Genomic DNA, 4,622 nt, shown 5'->3' on the forward strand with positions numbered 1-4,622 from the left:
CGCGCAGCCGGCACGGACATTCACTCCTACAGCGCTTCAGGTACGTTGCAATGGAAGCTTCAGTCCCTTAACTTTGAGGGGATCGCCGCTCCGGATCCGGGTACAGACGGCGCCCTTTTCTATGGCGGCACCAACATCTACACTGGCTCCGCTGGAGGAACCTTCGTAGCGAATACCGTCGATCCAATCGACTATCCATCCGATCCACGAATCAACATCAATGATCCCGGACGCGGTGAGCACTTCGGTCAACTCGCGGCCGTCGGCCCGAACCGGATCCTTGTGGCGGCCGGCCAGAATCCCGATGTCTTCTACTTCTTTCACTTCAACGCGGCGAATGGCTACATCGCAATACCCGACGTCACGATCCCGGGTACAGCGTTTAATACGACCGCGAGAATCAGGGGTGGATTTTGCCTCGACAGCAAGGGAGACGTCTGGGCCGGTTTGGACAAGACGAACGCCATCTGGCACTATCCGTTGACCGGCTTTGATGCCAACGGCAAGCCGACATGGGGAGCCGGAATTTCAACTCCGATTCCGACGACTATCACACCATTGACGCGAATTATCTATCTGCCGCAAAGCGACACGATGATTCTGGCGCAAGGAATTGTTGGGAGCACGGATTGGACGTCGATCGGAACGAGGATCGAGGTGTATCACGGCTGGGTCGCAGGCAACACCACCGCTCCGAATCCGGTGATCAACATCACCAGCGCCAATCCCAAGTCGATCAACGCCTTCAATCTCACCACAGGCAGCCTGGACACCACGTTGATCAACAGCAGTCCCGATACCGTGTACGTCGGCAATGACGTGGATTCGATGTACGGGCTTAGATCGTACCTTCGATCGAACGGGGAGTACATGGTTACTAAGGATAACTACAATGGCTCCGGCATCGTTGTTTATCGTTGGACTCCCTGATCGCCCGTGTTCGCGCGGTTCCTTCGCCGCCATTGGACTGGTTATCGCGCTGTTGGATTCTTATTGACATGGTCCGGTGGCGATCAATTCAGAGTGAATGAAAGCCTCCAAACCAGAAAGAAGAGAAGCGCAGGTCTGGGCGAGAAGGACCAACTCAAGCGGGCTGGTTTCGGAAATGGGCAGTCCGGCCTGGTCTGGCGATGCAGGCCGCGTTGCCGATTCCGCAGCGACCGCCCGGTCTCTGGTCCGGAACTGACGTTCGAGCGTCTGTCCGAGGGCGCAGGCGAACGGCTGGAGTTGGGCGAGAACGCCTATTCCACGAGTCTCCACAGACCGGACGTTGAAAACGTCGAAGGCAGCTTTTGGGCGGTCTATGTGAATGAGTACAGTCGGCCACTTCCGGTCGTTCGACCGCGCTCTCGGCGCGGACATTCGAACGTCAGTTCCGCTCAGCTATGAGACTTTGCGGCACCAAAATGTGTCGTCCTGCTTCAGCGGCCCGACTGGCGATGGCGATGCGCAACGTGATCAAAGATTTGAACACTGGCATTGGCGCTGTTCGAGCCGCGCGTCAACTGCTGACTGGGGCGTCGCAGTACAGGACTGCTTCTCTCGATAACAATCAGTCTTCCTGCGCAAGCCGAAACAAGACGTCAGCGAGGGCACGAATCTTGGACTGTACGGCTCGTTGAGATGGATAGACGACGAAGTACGACAAGCCGTTTTGCGCCACGTCGATAAAAGGCGTCACCAGTGTCCCAGTCCGCAGGCGGTCCCGCGCCATTCGGGGATCGCCTATTGCAACGCCATGCCCTTCCGCCGCAGCGGTGAGCGTCAATTCGAGGGTATCAAAAACGAGTCCACGGTCCGCGTCGATGTGCCGTGCCCCAACGCTTTCCAGCCAGCATCGCCACTCCTCATGGCCGTGCCCAGGATGGAGCAATGTGACATGGGCAAGGTCGGCTGCCGAGCTAAGTGATGCGGCCATTTCGCTTGTGCACATCGGTGTGAGTTGCTCGGCAAACAACGGAACCGCGTCCATACCCGCCCACTGCCCGGTTCCGCGAACAACGATGGCGTCGACGTCAGGGATAGTGAAATCTGGCGTGTCGTCCGCCGATGTGGAGATGCGGAGCTCTGTTCCAGGCAACGCGTGATTGATGTCTGCCAACCGTGGGAGCAACCAGCGAATCGCGAACGTGGATGGCAACCGCAGGGTGACGATAGACGCTGTCCTGGCGTGAATGTCTGCGTGCTGAACCAGTTGCGTGAGTACGCTTACGGCCACGGTCAACAGTTCGCTTCCTTCCGCCGTCAGCGTCAGCCCCGACGCATGGCGCACAAAAAGTGCACACCGGTAGTGCGCTTCCAGTTGCTGGATCTGACGGCTCACCGCGCCCTGCGTTCGACACAGATGGTCAGCGGCTTTGCTGATGCTCCCGAGTTGCGCCCCGGCGATGAATGCCTGGAACGCTATCAGTGGCGGCAGCGCCCGCGTAAGGTCGGCCAATGGATATGCATGGGTTGCATACCCGGGTTGCGGATTTTTCGATTGTTTGGTCATCGGTGCATCGCTATCGTGCCTGTATCGGATGCGCATCCGCTCTAATGCGCGGAGTTGCCAACGAATGATTGGAGAATGAAGATGGCCTCATCGTCGGAAGCACTATACACGCGGCAGGTTCGCAACTATCTCGGGGAGTTGGAGCGCGGCGATGTCGCGGCGATCTGCGCCTTGTTCACGCCGGACGCCCAAATCTTCTCGCCGTTTCTCGGCTGGATGCGCCCAGCGCCATTCTTTGCGAAGGTCAACGCAGCGTCTGGAGAAAGCAGAATAACGCCTATCGACATCTGCGTTAGCACGATGGGGGCCCGACGTGCGACCGGTTACTTCGTCTATGATTGGGGACTAAAGGATGGCTCCGCGGTGCGTTTCGAGTGCGTCGATGTTTTCGAATTCGACGACAACGGGCTAATCGAGCGGATGATCATCGTCTACGATACCCATCCGATTCGCAGTACGGTAGGTGACAAATACGCGTAGCCGAATCGATGTGTTAAGGCGGGAGGCGGAAGTTGCTTGTCAGCGGCCGTTGACGGCGCTGAAGATTGAATGACGGGTTAGGGTCGTGAATACTCATTCGACGGCGGTGAGAGTTGCCATTCGTCGACGCCGGTTTGCGAATGTCCGGAGAGGAATGTACAGCCGCCCCACAGTTCCCGATTGCCGACCGTCCGAAATGGCCGACAACTTACCGCCTGGGACGCAGCACACTGGCTGTTCCAATCTGCAAGCTGCCATAAGCCCTCGCATTGCATCGCAAGGCAGCCTTAGGTCGAAATGCCTTCTGCGTTGCGCAACAGAACTCATGCGCCGTACGCAAGGGCGGTTACCTGGCACCTGGCGCGCCGCTTCGATGCACGGGCCGGCGCCCGTGTCGGTTCACCTCCTCTGGGTGCCAGTTGACCGCCAGTGCGTTTGCGGTAACCAACCTTATCGCATGCGATGCCTGCTGCACCTAGGCGGGATTGCTTACAACGGCCCCCCGCAGTACCGCGCCCGATTTCGCAGCACTTTACCGAGCCGCGGTTCGTTCGATAAGCCGGCATGGACGGCAATGCGTCTGTCGGTGAAAGCCTGCCGCCTCGCCGCATTACGTGCAAAAATTCCAGGACTGAACCTGCTTGCTCCGCCAGAAACATTTTTCGCGGTCTATACTTCGCGTGCTTTCCCTCCCCCCAGTACACATGAAACGCGTCACTGTCAGGCAATCCATCATCCATGGAAAGGGCGTATTCGCACTGCGACCGCTGGTGGCCGGGGAACGCATCTTCGAATACAAGGGATTCGTGACAACCTGGACGGAAGCTGCGCGGTTCCACAGGTGGCGCGAGGAGGCAGGTCACACGTTCCTGTTCGGGCTCTCAGACGGTCGGGTGATTGACGGTGCGCGGGGCGGCAACGGAGCGCGCTGGCTGAACCATGCCTGCGTGGCGAACTGCGAGGCGATCGAGGAAGGTGAGCGCGTCTTTATTGACGCTGCGAGGGACATCGCGCCCGGCGAAGAGTTGTTCATCGACTACGCGCTGGAGGTCGCACCCGAAACCGACCAAGCGACGCTCGAAGGGTACGCGTGTCGCTGTGGCGATAATCATTGCCGCGGGACCATGCTCAGCCTTGCTTGAGGCGTCCCTGCATTGTCGCCCTGCCATGCGTCATTCCGCACTCCGCCACAAGGCTGTCGATCCTGCTGCCGGCAGGATGGTGACCTGGCCAAGCCGACATCAGTCACCGACAACGACCTGGACGTCCGGCAGTATGCCAGGAAACGCCCCGGCGGCCGGTCAGCGTCGTGGCAGGCGCCCTACCACCCCGCGTTTGCGAACACCATCAAGTCTGCCAGGTCGTGGGCACAGCCTTGCGTTTGGTTGACAAACAGGGCTTCGCTTGCAGCTGGAGCAAAGCACATGAGGGGAGGCCACGCCCGCACCCTATGAGCGAATATGCCATGTGCGATAACCAGGAACGGCTCGCCCTGCATGAGTCGCCGCACACCGCGCGCGCCTACGGGCGCGAGGCCGAACGGCTGCTGCTGTGGGCGGTCGTCGAGCGCCGCCTGCCGCTTTCGTCGCTGACCGCCGAGGACGCGACCGCGTTCCGAACCTTCCTGCGCCGCCCGGCGCCGGCGGCA

Annotated in this window: 4 protein-coding genes and 1 pseudogene; 4 read left to right on the top strand and 1 reads right to left on the bottom strand. The window is 59.7% G+C overall.

Features of this window, described 5'->3' with window-relative positions:
- Positions 1-930 (top strand): annotated as a pseudogene (locus M3I54_RS43625) (SMP-30/gluconolaconase/LRE-like region family protein); the annotation flags it as partial.
- A 622-nt stretch (positions 931-1,552) separates the two neighbouring features.
- Here the strand turns inward: M3I54_RS43625 and M3I54_RS43630 are convergent.
- Positions 1,553-2,494 (bottom strand): LysR substrate-binding domain-containing protein, encoded by a 942-nt coding sequence (locus M3I54_RS43630; RefSeq protein WP_254346605.1) that lies wholly within the window; start codon positions 2,492-2,494, stop codon positions 1,553-1,555.
- Between the two features lie 81 nt (positions 2,495-2,575).
- Between M3I54_RS43630 and M3I54_RS43635 the strand changes: the two genes are divergently transcribed.
- The 3 genes from M3I54_RS43635 to M3I54_RS43645 form a co-directional block, all read left to right on the top strand.
- Positions 2,576-2,974, top strand: coding sequence for a nuclear transport factor 2 family protein (locus M3I54_RS43635; RefSeq protein ID WP_028230705.1), 399 nt, complete (start codon positions 2,576-2,578; stop codon positions 2,972-2,974).
- Between the two features lie 704 nt (positions 2,975-3,678).
- Complete coding sequence (locus M3I54_RS43640) at positions 3,679-4,116, top strand: SET domain-containing protein (protein WP_254346606.1); 438 nt, start codon at positions 3,679-3,681, stop codon at positions 4,114-4,116.
- A gap of 308 nt (positions 4,117-4,424) precedes the next feature.
- Positions 4,425-4,622, top strand: a 198-nt coding sequence (locus tag M3I54_RS43645; protein ID WP_302059383.1) for a hypothetical protein, incomplete at its 3' end; no start/stop codon positions are given.

The sequence above is a fragment of the Paraburkholderia sp. CNPSo 3274 genome (assembly GCF_024206475.1).
Taxonomy (GTDB): domain Bacteria; phylum Pseudomonadota; class Gammaproteobacteria; order Burkholderiales; family Burkholderiaceae; genus Paraburkholderia.